This window comes from Variovorax sp. Root434, from assembly GCF_001426595.1.
Taxonomy (GTDB): Bacteria; Pseudomonadota; Gammaproteobacteria; order Burkholderiales; family Burkholderiaceae_C; genus Variovorax.
Map to the genome: position 1 here is coordinate 136,513 of NZ_LMEK01000027.1, position 10,785 is coordinate 147,297.

The following is a 10,785-nucleotide window of genomic DNA, read 5'->3' on the forward strand; positions in this document are numbered from 1 at the left end:
GCTTCAGACTGCGTTTTCGTTTTCTTCGCCGGTGCGGATGCGCACGATGCGCTCCACGTCCGTCACGAAAATCTTCCCGTCACCAATCTTCCCGGTGCGCGCCGAGCTGACGATGGCCTCGATGCAGCGCTCCACATCGGCCTCGTTGACGACCACTTCCACCTTCATCTTGGGCAGGAAGTCGACCACGTATTCGGCACCGCGGTAGAGCTCGGTGTGCCCCTTCTGGCGGCCGAAGCCCTTGACCTCGGTGACGGTCAACCCGGTAACGCCCACTTCGGCCAAGGCCTCGCGCACGTCCTCGAGCTTGAAGGGTTTGACGATGGCGGTGATCTGCTTCATGGTTTTTGCGCTCCGGCGGTTTCGTTGAATTTGCTGGTGATAGGGTAACGCCAATCCTTGCCGAAGCTTCGGTGGGTGACCCGGATGCCTACCGGCGCCTGGCGCCGCTTGTATTCGTTGATCCTGATGAGCCGCGCAACCCGCTCGACCACCGCGCGGTCGTAGCCCGCGGCAATGATCTCGTCGATGCCTTCGTCGTCCTGCATGTAGCGTGCCAGGATGCCGTCGAGGATGTCGTAGGGCGGCAGGCTGTCCTGGTCGGTCTGGTCGGGGCGCAGCTCGGCGCTGGGAGGCCGCGTGATGATCCGCTCGGGGATCGGCGCTGCCCCCGTACCGTACGGGTCGTGGGCGTTGCGCCAGCGCGCCAGCGCAAACACGGTGGTCTTGAGCAGGTCCTTGATGACCGCGAAACCGCCCGCCATGTCGCCGTAGAGCGTGCAATAGCCGGTAGCCATCTCGCTCTTGTTGCCCGTGGTGAGCACGATGGCGCCGAACTTGTTCGACAGCCCCATCAGCAGCGTGCCACGGATGCGGGCCTGGATGTTTTCCTCTGCCGTGTCTTCGGGCCGGCCCTTGAACTCCTCTGCCAGCGCATCCTTGAAGGATTCGAAGGTGTGCTTGATCGAAATCTCGTCGTAGCGCACGCCCAGGCGGCTGGCCATGTCGCGCGCATCGATCCAGCTGATGTCGGCGGTGTAAGGCGAAGGCATCATCACCGCGCGGACCTTGTCCTTACCCAGTGCATCGACCGCGATCGCAAGCACCAATGCGGAATCGATGCCGCCCGAAAGCCCCAGGATGGCGCCCGGAAAACCATTCTTGCCGACGTAGTCGCGCACGCCCAACACCAGTGCGTCCCAGAGCTGGGCTTCAGCATCGCGCGGCGGTGCGATCGCAGCGGGCTCGGCCACGAAGCCGACGCTGCCCCGGGGTGTGCGCTCCAGCTGTGCGAAGACCAGCCCTTCCCGGAAGCTCTGCGCCTGCATGGCGGTGGCGCCGTCGGCCTGCAGCGCGAACGAAGCGCCGTCGAACACCACCTCGTCCTGCCCGCCGACCAGGTGCGCATACACCAGCGGCAGCCCCACGGCACGCGCCCGGTCGGCCATGCGCGCGATGCGCTCGCCTTCCTTGCCCACGTGGTAGGGCGAAGCATTGATCACCGCCAGCACCTCGGCACCGCCTTCGCGGGCCAGCTCGGCCGGCTGGTCGAACCAGGCGTCCTCGCAGATCAGCAGACCGACCGAGACCCCGCCCACCTCGAACACGCAGGTGCCCTGCCCCGGCGTGAAATAGCGGCGCTCGTCGAACACCTGGTAGTTCGGCAGTTCGCGCTTGGCGTAGGTTTCGAGGATGCGGCCCTCCTTGATGACGCTGGCCGCGTTGTGGCGCATCTGCACGGCCACCGAGCGGCTGCGCAGGCTGCCGCCGGTTGGATGCCCCACCACCACGACCATGTCTTTGAGGTCGGCCAGAGCGCCGGCAATGCCTTTCACGGCATCATCACAGGCTTCGGTGAAGGCGGGACGGAGGAACAGGTCCTCCGCCGCATAGCCGGCAATCGAGAGTTCGGGCGTCAACAAGAGACGCGCGCCCTGTGCATGGGCCTGGCGCGCGGCGTCGACGATCTTTTTCGCGTTGCCGGCGAGGTCGCCCACCACAAAATTGAGTTGCGCGATGGCGAGCTTGAGCGTCATACAGAAGGAAGAAAAAGGCTTGAACGATTATGTCATCCGGGTTCTGTCGTCGCCGTCGGACGTGAGCCCGGAAGCATGGAACGCGCTGCTGGCCGCCGAGGCCGAGCCCTCGCCTTTCATGCGCCACGAATACCTTGCGGCGCTGAACGACAGCCGCAGCGCCTCGCCGGACAGCGGATGGGTGCCGCAGTTCGTCACGCTGTGGCAAGGCGATACGCTGCAGGCGGCGTGCCCGTTCTACATCAAGGACCACTCCTACGGCGAGTACGTGTTCGATTGGGCCTGGGCCAACGCCTACGAACAGCACGGGCTGGCCTACTACCCGAAGGCCGTGGTCGCCGTGCCGTTCACGCCCGTGCCCGGCACACGGCTGCTGGCGCGCGACGCGCAGAGCCGCACATTGCTGGTGCAAGGGCTCGTCGCGCTGTGCAAACAGGAAGAACTGTCGTCGCTGCACCTGCTGTTCGGCGCCGAGGCGGACATCGCCGCCTGCGCCGAAGCCGGCCTGATGCTGCGCAACACCGTGCAATTCCACTGGACGAACACGGCACCCACGGCCGGCACTGGCTACGCGGACTTCGACGCCTTCCTCGCCAGCCTCTCCCACGACAAGCGCAAGAAGATCCGCCAGGAGCGCCGCAAGGTGGCCGACGCTGGCGTGAGCTTCCGCTGGTCGCGCGGCACCGACATCTCGAAGGCCGATTGGGACTTCTTCTACCGCTGCTACGAACGCACCTATCGCGAGCACGGTAACCCGCCCTACCTCACGCGCGACTTCTTCCGGCGCATGGCCGGCACCATGCCCGAGGCCTGGCTGCTGTTCGTGGCCGAGCGCAACGGCAAGCCGATGGCCGCCAGTCTGATCGCCCTCTCGACGCAGTCTGACAGGCCGTTGGTCGCCTATGGCCGCTACTGGGGTGCGCTGGAGCGCGTGGACTGCCTGCATTTCGAGGCCTGCTACTATCAGCCGCTGGCCTGGTGCATCGAACATGGCGCCCAGCGCTTCGAGGGCGGCGCCCAGGGCGAGCACAAGATGGCGCGCGCGCTGATGCCGGTGAAGACCACCAGCGCCCACTGGCTGGCGCATCCCTCGTTCGCCGATGCAGTCGAGCGCTTCCTGGAGCGCGAGGGCGCGGGCATCGAGAACTACATGGACCACCTGGGCGAGCGCAGCCCCTTCAGGTCCGCCTGAGTTGCCATTCGGGGCTGCTATAAAGGCGCCCGATTCGACAACAACACAAAGAAACCAATGCCATTCTTCGGACTGGGGCTGCACGTCCTCATTGCGCTGTTCTTTGCCGTGCATGCGATGCGCCACGGCAAGCAGATGTACTGGCTCATCATCCTTTTCAGCTTCCCGCTGCTGGGCAGCATCGTGTACTTCATGGTCGAGTACCTGCCCGCCTCGCGCATGCAGCGCACCGCGGGCAAGGTGGCGAGCGCGGCCATCGGCTTCATCGATCCCGAGCGCGAATACCGTGCGGCCACCGAAGCCTACGACCTCGCGCCCACGGCCCAGAACAAGCTGCGCCTGGCCAAGGCCGCGCTCGACAAGGGCCAGGCCGCCGATGCCGTCGGCCACTACCGCGACGCGCTGAAGGGCCCGCTCGCCTCCGATCCCGAATTGCAATTCGGCCTCGCCAGCGCGCTGATGGCCGCAGGCGGCCCTTCGGCGGGTCGCGATGCCCTGCAGGCCTTGCAGACCCTGCGCAGCACGCGCGACGATTACCGCAACGACGAAGTCGCCGTGCTGACGGCCCGCGCCCTGGCGGCCGACAGGCGCAACACGGAAGCGCGCGAAGCCTTCGAAGCCGCATTGAGCAAGTACAACACGGTCGAGGCACGCGCCAGCTATGTGGTCTGGCTGGCGCAGCAAGGCGACGCCGCTGCGGCGCAGCGCCAATGGGACGAGCTCCAGCAGGCCGCGCGCCACTGGAACTCGCACGCCAGGTCGGTCAACCGCGAGTGGATGCGGCAGGCTGGCGATGCGATCCGGGGCTGATTACTTCTTGTAGGCGGCGATGCCGTCCAGGATTTCCTTCTTGGCGGCGTCGATGCCTTCCCAGCCCAGCACCTTGACCCACTTGCCGGCTTCCAGATCCTTGTAGTGCTCGAAGAAGTGGCTGATGGCCTTCAGGCGCATCGGGTTCACGTCGTCGACCGACTTCCAGTGGCTGTAGATCGGCAGCACCTTGTCGGTGGGCACGGCCAGCACCTTGCCGTCGACGCCAGCTTCGTCTTCCATCATCAGGATGCCCAGGGGGCGGCACGGCACCACCACGCCCGGCAGCAGCGGGTATGGGGCAATCACCAGCACGTCCACCGGGTCGCCATCGCCCGACAGGGTCTGCGGCACGTAGCCGTAGTTGGCGGGGTAGTACATGGCCGTCGTCATGAAGCGGTCGACAAAAATCGCGCCGGATTCCTTGTCGACTTCGTACTTGATCGGATCGGCGTTCATCGGGATTTCGATCACGACGTTGAAGGCATCGGGAACGTTCTTGCCAGGGGAAACTTTGTCGAAGGACATGACGTTTTTCGAGTAGTTGAAAAGTATGAGACGGATTGGGACAAACCCGGAGTTTACTTTCCGTGTCACCGGCCCGTCGCACGCTCGCTCGTTTTTGCCTGTAAATTGCAACCGTTGGCCAATCGGCTCCGCACCCCAGGTGCAGCGAGCTTCGAGGAAGCAACGCGGCGGAAAACATGGTCCCGTACGCGTTGCACGCAGGGCCCATGCTGTCCGTCTCCACAAGTCACAACGAACGAATGGAGAAGCAAAGCATGATCGGCAACACCCCCCTGATACTGGCCATCGTCTGCGGCCTCGTGGCCGTGGCCTACGGTTTCTGGGCCCGAAGTTGGATTCTCGCGAAGGACGCCGGCAACGCCCGCATGCAGGAGATCGCGGCGGCCATCCAGGCCGGCGCCTCGGCCTACCTCGCCAAGCAGTACAGCACCATCGCCGTCGTGGGTGTGGTGCTCGCCATCCTGATCGCCATCTTCCTCGACCTGACCACGGCGGTCGGCTTCATCGTGGGCGCGGTGCTCTCGGGTGCCTGCGGCTTCATCGGCATGAACGTGTCGGTGCGCGCCAATGTGCGCACGGCGCAGGCGGCCACGCACGGGATCGGCCCGGCGCTCGACGTGGCATTCCGCGGCGGCGCCATCACCGGCATGCTGGTGGTGGGGCTGGGCCTGCTGGGCGTGTCGGTCTTCTACTGGGTGCTGGCCGCTGGCGGCATTCCAGCCGGGGCCCACGGCCTCTCGGCCATCCTCAATCCGCTGATCGGCTTTGCCTTCGGCTCCTCGCTGATCTCGATCTTCGCGCGGCTGGGCGGCGGCATCTTCACCAAGGGCGCCGACGTCGGCGCCGACCTGGTGGGCAAAGTCGAAGCCGGCATTCCCGAAGACGACCCGCGCAATCCGGCAGTGATCGCGGACAACGTGGGCGACAACGTCGGCGACTGCGCCGGCATGGCGGCCGACCTGTTCGAGACCTACGCCGTGACGCTGATCGCCACCATGGTGCTGGGCGCGCTGATGGTCACCGCGGCGCCGACCAACGCGGTGCTGTATCCGCTGGCGCTGGGCGGCGTGTCGATCATCGCGTCGATCATCGGCTGCTTCTTCGTGAAGGCATCGCCGGGCATGGTCAACGTGATGCCGGCGCTCTACAAGGGCCTGGCGGTGGCGGGCGTGCTGTCGCTGGTCGCGTTCTGGTTCGTCACCAGCTGGCTGATTCCCGACAACGCCATTGCCCCGAGCGGCAGCCAGCTCAAGCTGTTCGGCGCCTGCTTCGTCGGCCTTGCGCTGACGGCCGCCCTGGTGTGGATCACCGAGTTCTATACCGGTACCCAGTACAAGCCGGTGCAGCACATCGCGCAGGCCTCGACCACGGGCCACGGCACCAACATCATCGCGGGCCTCGGCGTGTCGATGCGCTCGACGGCGTGGCCGGTGATCTTCGTGTGCATTGCGATCCTGGCGTCCTATTCGCTGGGGGGCCTGTTCGGCATCGCGGTGGCCGCCACCTCGATGCTGAGCATGGCCGGCATCGTGGTCGCGCTCGACGCCTACGGCCCCATCACCGACAACGCCGGCGGCATCGCCGAGATGAGCGAGCTGCCCGACAGCGTGCGCGCCGTGACCGACCCGCTCGACGCGGTGGGCAACACCACCAAGGCCGTGACCAAGGGCTACGCCATCGGCTCGGCCGGCCTCGCCTCGCTGGTGCTCTTTGCCGACTACACGCACAAGCTGGAGAGCTTCGGGCAGGCCATCAGCTTCAACCTGAGCGATCCGATGGTGATCGTCGGCCTCTTCATCGGCGGCCTGATTCCCTACCTCTTCGGCGCGATGGCCATGGAGGCCGTGGGCCGCGCTGCAGGCGCGGTGGTGGAGGAAGTGCGCCGCCAGTTCCGCGACATCCCCGGCATCATGGAAGGCACCGGCAAGCCCGAGTACGGCAAGGCCGTGGGCATGCTGACCGGCGCCGCCATCAAGGAAATGATGATCCCGTCGCTGCTGCCGGTGCTGGTGCCGATCATCGTGGGCCTGGTGCTCGGCCCGAAGGCGCTGGGCGGGCTGCTGATGGGCACCATCGTCACGGGCCTGTTCGTCGCCATCAGCATGTGCACCGGCGGCGGTGCCTGGGACAACGCCAAGAAGTACATCGAGGACGGCCACTTCGGCGGCAAGGGCAGCGAGACGCACAAGGCCGCCGTCACCGGCGACACCGTGGGCGACCCCTACAAGGACACCGCCGGTCCGGCCGTGAACCCGCTGATCAAGATCATCAACATCGTGGCGCTGCTCATCGTGCCGCTGGTGGTGAAGTTCCATGCAGGCGATGCGGCAGCCGTACCGACGAAGGTCGAGACGCCGCCGCCCGCGACGGCCCCCGCCGCCATGGCGCCGTCGACCCCGTCCACGCCTGCTGCTGCGGTCGCTTCAGGCGCCGTATCGGCCGCCGAGGCTGCCGCCGTGAAGGTAGAGAACGGCGTCGTGAAGTTCTACTTCGCAAGCGCCAGCGCCGAAGTCGCGCCCAACGCCAAGGAGGCACTGGCCGACGTCATCAAGGCCGTGCAGAGCGGCAGCACCGTGCTGGTGAGCGGCTACCACGACGCCAGCGGCGATCCCGCGAAGAACGCCGAACTCGCCAAGCAGCGCGCGATGGCCGTGAGCGATGCGCTCAAGGCCGCCGGCGCACCCGAGGACAAGATCGAACTGGCCAAGCCCGAGCAATCGCAAGCCGATGGTCCTCCCACCGAAGCGCGCCGGGTCGAAGTGAAAGTAAAGTCCTGAGATGCCCACACCCGCCCGACTCGAATCTTTCATCGCCGCTGTCGAAGGCGGTGCGCATGCCCAAGCCATCGAGGACTTCTACACCGAAGATGCCACCATGCGCGAGAACCAGGCCGAGCCGCGGCGCGGCCGCAGTACGCTGGTGGCGCAGGAAACCGCCGTGCTCGAGCGCACCGAATCGGTGACCTCCACCTGCGTGCACCCGGTGCTGGTGAACGGCGACCATGTGGCCATCCACTGGATCTTCGAGTTCACGTTCAAGGGTGGCAGCAGGATGCGCATGGAAGAGATCGCCTGGCAGCGCTGGGAAGGCGATCGCATCGCGCAAGAGCAGTTCTTCTACGATCCCGCGCAGAGAAAGCCGAGCTGAACGCTTCCGCGCAACGCCAACCTGAATTTCGGCTTCTAGCGCCTGCTCTCGGCCGCCACGGCCCGCACCAGCCGCGTGGCGGGCGCCACCAGTTCGCGCAGGTCGCCCGCGCGGTCCTGCTCGATGGCCTCCAGCACCAGTTCGTTGATGCCGCCGACCACCGTCATCGCCATCTCGCCCGTCAGGTGCACCCCGGGGTCTTCCGCGCCGGCACTGCTGCTGTTGATCGCCATCTGGATGAAGTTGGCGATCTCGTCGTTCACCCTGCGCCGCACCACGAGGCCGGGCATGCCGAGCCCCAGGATCTCGACGAACAGCGTGCGCAGCAGCACAGGGTCTTGCGCGAGGTAGTCGAAATACGCGGTCATGGCCTGCTCCACTTGCGCATGCCAGGGCTGCACCGGATCGAAGGCCTCGCTCACCGCCTGCAGTGCGAGGCGGCTGGCGGTCTCGTAGAGCGCGATCAGGCACTCGGTCTTGGTGCCGAAGTGTTCGTAGAAGGTGCGGCGCGACACGGCGGCCTCGCGCACGATGTCGGCAATGGTGGTTTCGGCGTAGCCCTTGGCGGCCACGGCATGCGCCATGCCTTGCAGCAGGCGCGTGTAGTGCTCGCTTCCGATGCCGTCGGCTGACTTGGAAGGCGCGGCTGTTTCGACGGTTTCACTCATGAACGGCACATTTTCCTACGCCTTGGTACTTGACAGTACCAACTTGCAATTGCACCATGGAGGCAAGCTGGTACGAAGACGTACCAGCCATGTCATCCCGTGCTTTTTTCCGAGGCTTGTTTTTCATGACTGATCTCGTGGTCCGCCGCCTTCTGATCGATTTGCAATCGCCCTTTGCCCGCGACTGGTGCGGCGGCGACGCATTCTCGACCGCTTTCTTCAACGCCCTGTCGATGAGCTTCCCCTTCGGCGAGCAATTCTTCATCGACGCGGTTCGCGATGCCGTCGCCACGCTGCCGACGGAAGTGCAGGAAAAGCATCGCGCCGACGTGCGCGGTTTCATCGGACAGGAAGCCACACACCGGCGCATTCATTCGCTCTTCAACAACCACCTCGAAAGCCAGGGCCTGGTGGATGGCTGGACGGCGCGCGCGGGCAAGCGCCTGGCGCTGATGGAGGACGCCGACCCGCGCCACGCGCTGGCGGTGACGGCGGCCACCGAGCACTTCACGGCGCTGTTCGCCGAATGGCTGCTGGCCCACCCCGAGATCCTCGACGGCGCCGAGCCCCGGCTGCGCACCATGTGGCTGTGGCACAGCGCTGAAGAACTGGAACACAAGAGCGTGGCCTTCGACATCTACAAAGCCGCAGGCGGCTCCGACGAATGGCGCAAACGGTGGTTCCGCCGCGTCACGATCATGTTCCTGAGCGACCTGATGCACCAGACCATCGACAACCTGCGCCGCGAAAAGCAGCTGTGGAAATGGTCGACCTGGAAGAGCGCGGCGCGCATCCTGCTGAACCGCGACGGTCTGCTGCGCGGCAACCTGGCCGGCTGGCGCAGCTACCTGCGCCCGGACTTCCATCCGATGCAGCAGGACAGCAGCCTCTCGGTGCGCTGGCTGGCGGACAACCGCGCACAGTACACGCCCGTAGGCGCGGCACCCGAGGCAGCGGCCGCGGGTTGACCGACAAGAAAGCTCAGTAGAAGTTGGCGCGTTGCGGCGCACCGCCGCTGGCCTGCTGGTGTTCGGGGCGCAGCGCCAAGTCGTGCAGGGTGTCGAAATCGGACGGAGCGTCCGGCACGCGCATCACCACTTCCAGCTCGTGCATCGAAGTGACCCAGCGGCCGGCCGGCGATTCGGCAGGCTCGTCGTTGGCGAACACGCCGTCGCGGATGTAGAGGGTCTCGCCCTCGGGGCGCTCGGCATGCAGCTCGATCAGGCGCGCGATGGAGAAGTTGTACGTCACGAGCTTCTCACGCGTCTTGCGGTCCTTGCCGCCGCAATTGAACGAGCCTTCCGCGGCAATGACGATGCAGGAGCCGTCCACGCCTCCGTCCATCTCGATCTCGTTGCCCGAGCGCCAGATGGCGTTGGGCAGGCGCACGCGCACCTTGTCGATCACGAGGTCGCGCTGCTTGTTCAGGCTGCCAAGAGGCGGTACCAGCGAGCGCAATTGGCGCAGGCGCTCGGCGAAGTTGTCATCCATCAGGAATTCGACATGGTGCGTGGCGCTGCCGGAGGAGCGCTTGACCACCTGTATGACCACGTTGCGCGACTTAGCCATGGCAGAGCCCCTTTGCAAGCGTTGAATTCCATGTCCCGCGAGGGGCGTCGACGGCGTGGCTGCAATTCATTGGAAATCGGCTACAAATTAGAACTTTTGAATTCATGCAATCACTTGCATCATTTGTTTCTAACTGTATAACGATTGGCGGCAATGGGGAAGGCCAATTCGTGACTTATGCACGCGGAAATGTCTCCAAAGTGCCTCCCTGATGTGCTATCAGGGTGTCCTTCACCGGACTCGGTCAATCCCCTATTCGAGGGATTCGTCGAGCGCCTTGCAGGAAGGCGCGCAAACGGTCTGGGACTTGCCCAGCACCTGGCGGGTGCGCAACTGCGAGCGCACGCGGTGCTTGCCGCACATGAAGCACGACATGGTCGCGCCACTGAACGACGCCGAGGCGCGAAACGGCGAACCGGGCGTCTTCGATTTGTAACGCAGGCCGTCCGCCACCACTGCCGTCTTCACTTCACCCTTCGCCATGCGTCTTGTCCTTGCTGTTCGGTTCGGCACGGCGCATCGCGCGTGCAATGGCTTCCCGGGCACTGGTTTCAGCCGCCAGGGAAGCGTCCAACGCCGAGCGGCAAAGCCCGGCGTACTGGTAGTTGAGGTTCTCGTACACCTCGGCCGCGGCCGGATAGGCATCGAGCAGGCGGCCGAGTTCGGCGCCCTGCTCGACATCCTCGAACTCATGCACGAGGTGTTCGACCACGGAACGGTACTGCTCTGCGCCAACAGGCACAGCGCTGTGTTCAAGCTTTTCCAGCAGTTGTGCCAACACGTGGGTCACTGCCAGATCGGTCTTGGGAGACGGATTATCGGTCGTGTTCATGGT

12 protein-coding genes are annotated in these 10,785 nt (G+C 65.4%); 5 read left to right on the forward strand and 7 right to left on the reverse strand.

Annotated elements, in window-relative coordinates:
• Positions 1 to 3 precede the first annotated feature (3 nt).
• Positions 4 to 342: a P-II family nitrogen regulator gene (locus ASD05_RS27085; protein WP_007834250.1), complete on the reverse strand. Its 339-nt coding sequence runs from the start codon at positions 340 to 342 to the stop codon at positions 4 to 6.
• Positions 339 to 2,036, reverse strand: a complete 1,698-nt coding sequence (locus ASD05_RS27090) for an NAD+ synthase (protein ID WP_056599184.1) — start codon at positions 2,034 to 2,036, stop codon at positions 339 to 341. Before ASD05_RS27090 ends, ASD05_RS27085 begins: the two co-directional genes overlap by 4 nt.
• Before the next feature lie 19 nt (positions 2,037 to 2,055).
• Here ASD05_RS27090 and ASD05_RS27095 point away from each other — a divergent pair, with 19 nt between their 5' ends.
• Positions 2,056 to 3,228, forward strand: coding sequence for a GNAT family N-acetyltransferase (locus tag ASD05_RS27095; protein WP_056599380.1), 1,173 nt, complete (start codon positions 2,056 to 2,058; stop codon positions 3,226 to 3,228).
• A gap of 57 nt (positions 3,229 to 3,285) precedes the next feature.
• Positions 3,286 to 4,038, forward strand: a complete 753-nt coding sequence (locus tag ASD05_RS27100; RefSeq protein WP_056599187.1) for a hypothetical protein — start codon at positions 3,286 to 3,288, stop codon at positions 4,036 to 4,038.
• Here ASD05_RS27100 and ppa read toward each other — a convergent pair whose 3' ends face one another.
• A complete protein-coding gene (ppa, locus tag ASD05_RS27105; protein ID WP_056518061.1) occupies positions 4,039 to 4,566 on the reverse strand; it encodes an inorganic diphosphatase in 528 nt (175 codons plus the stop codon).
• Positions 4,567 to 4,820: 254 nt separating this feature from the next.
• Between ppa and ASD05_RS27110 the strand changes: the two genes are divergently transcribed.
• Both ASD05_RS27110 and ASD05_RS27115 read left to right on the forward strand, forming a co-directional pair.
• Entirely contained in the window at positions 4,821 to 7,343 is a 2,523-nt protein-coding gene (locus ASD05_RS27110) for a sodium-translocating pyrophosphatase (RefSeq protein ID WP_157610305.1), read from the forward strand.
• A 1-nt stretch (position 7,344) separates the two neighbouring features.
• Positions 7,345 to 7,713, forward strand: a complete 369-nt coding sequence (locus ASD05_RS27115; RefSeq protein WP_056599193.1) for a nuclear transport factor 2 family protein — start codon at positions 7,345 to 7,347, stop codon at positions 7,711 to 7,713.
• Positions 7,714 to 7,748: 35 nt separating this feature from the next.
• On the opposite strand, the gene ASD05_RS27120 is transcribed toward ASD05_RS27115, so the two are convergent.
• Positions 7,749 to 8,381, reverse strand: coding sequence for a TetR/AcrR family transcriptional regulator (locus tag ASD05_RS27120; protein WP_056599196.1), 633 nt, complete (start codon positions 8,379 to 8,381; stop codon positions 7,749 to 7,751).
• Between the two features lie 125 nt (positions 8,382 to 8,506).
• Here ASD05_RS27120 and ASD05_RS27125 point away from each other — a divergent pair, with 125 nt between their 5' ends.
• Positions 8,507 to 9,349 (forward strand): metal-dependent hydrolase, encoded by an 843-nt coding sequence (locus ASD05_RS27125; protein ID WP_056599384.1) that lies wholly within the window; start codon positions 8,507 to 8,509, stop codon positions 9,347 to 9,349.
• A 13-nt stretch (positions 9,350 to 9,362) separates the two neighbouring features.
• Here ASD05_RS27125 and ASD05_RS27130 read toward each other — a convergent pair whose 3' ends face one another.
• The 3 genes from ASD05_RS27130 to ASD05_RS27140 all read right to left on the reverse strand — a co-directional run bounded on the left by ASD05_RS27130 (position 9,363) and on the right by ASD05_RS27140 (position 10,782).
• Positions 9,363 to 9,950 (reverse strand): hypothetical protein, encoded by a 588-nt coding sequence (locus tag ASD05_RS27130; protein ID WP_056599199.1) that lies wholly within the window; start codon positions 9,948 to 9,950, stop codon positions 9,363 to 9,365.
• 252 nt (positions 9,951 to 10,202) lie between these two features.
• On the reverse strand, positions 10,203 to 10,433 hold the full coding sequence (locus ASD05_RS27135) for a hypothetical protein (RefSeq protein WP_007836713.1): 231 nt from the start codon (positions 10,431 to 10,433) through the stop codon (positions 10,203 to 10,205).
• Positions 10,420 to 10,782, reverse strand: coding sequence for a hypothetical protein (locus ASD05_RS27140; protein ID WP_413747978.1), 363 nt, complete (start codon positions 10,780 to 10,782; stop codon positions 10,420 to 10,422). Before ASD05_RS27140 ends, ASD05_RS27135 begins: the two co-directional genes overlap by 14 nt.
• Positions 10,783 to 10,785: the final 3 nt, after the last annotated feature.

Bases quoted from the DNA above. Each gene is read 5' to 3' on its own strand.
- ASD05_RS27085 (WP_007834250.1), bottom strand. From the start codon at position 342: ATGAAGCAGATCACCGCCATCGTCAAACCCTTCAAGCTCGAGGACGTG.
- ASD05_RS27090 (WP_056599184.1), bottom strand. From the start codon at position 2,036: ATGACGCTCAAGCTCGCCATCGCGCAACTCAATTTTGTGGTGGGCGAC.
- ASD05_RS27100 (WP_056599187.1), top strand. From the start codon at position 3,286: ATGCCATTCTTCGGACTGGGGCTGCACGTCCTCATTGCGCTGTTCTTT.
- ppa (WP_056518061.1), bottom strand. From the start codon at position 4,566: ATGTCCTTCGACAAAGTTTCCCCTGGCAAGAACGTTCCCGATGCCTTC.
- ASD05_RS27110 (WP_157610305.1), top strand. From the start codon at position 4,821: ATGATCGGCAACACCCCCCTGATACTGGCCATCGTCTGCGGCCTCGTG.
- ASD05_RS27115 (WP_056599193.1), top strand. From the start codon at position 7,345: ATGCCCACACCCGCCCGACTCGAATCTTTCATCGCCGCTGTCGAAGGC.
- ASD05_RS27120 (WP_056599196.1), bottom strand. From the start codon at position 8,381: ATGAGTGAAACCGTCGAAACAGCCGCGCCTTCCAAGTCAGCCGACGGC.
- ASD05_RS27125 (WP_056599384.1), top strand. From the start codon at position 8,507: ATGACTGATCTCGTGGTCCGCCGCCTTCTGATCGATTTGCAATCGCCC.
- ASD05_RS27130 (WP_056599199.1), bottom strand. From the start codon at position 9,950: ATGGCTAAGTCGCGCAACGTGGTCATACAGGTGGTCAAGCGCTCCTCC.
- ASD05_RS27135 (WP_007836713.1), bottom strand. From the start codon at position 10,433: ATGGCGAAGGGTGAAGTGAAGACGGCAGTGGTGGCGGACGGCCTGCGT.
- ASD05_RS27140 (WP_413747978.1), bottom strand. From the start codon at position 10,782: ATGAACACGACCGATAATCCGTCTCCCAAGACCGATCTGGCAGTGACC.